Source organism: Duganella aquatilis (assembly GCF_009674565.1).
Lineage (GTDB): Bacteria > Pseudomonadota > Gammaproteobacteria > Burkholderiales > Burkholderiaceae_D > Rugamonas > Rugamonas aquatilis.
In genome coordinates, this window is the sequence record NZ_WKJL01000084.1 from 1 (window position 1) to 255 (window position 255).

1 rRNA gene is annotated in these 255 nt (G+C 50.6%); it reads right to left on the bottom strand.

Annotated elements, in window-relative coordinates:
* A 23S ribosomal RNA gene (locus tag GJ698_RS31530) occupies positions 1-255 on the bottom strand; the annotation flags it as partial.

The window sequence follows — 255 nt, forward strand, 5'->3', positions numbered from 1 at the left end:
TTTCGGGTCTACACCCAGCGACTATCGCCCTGTTCGGACTCGATTTCTCTACGGCTTCCCTATTCGGTTAACCTTGCCACTGAATGTAAGTCGCTGACCCATTATACAAAAGGTACGCAGTCACCCCTCAAGGAGGCTCCTACTGTTTGTATGCACACGGTTTCAGGATCTATTTCACTCCCCTCCCGGGGTTCTTTTCGCCTTTCCCTCACGGTACTGGTTCACTATCGGTCGATTACGAGTATTTAGCCTTGG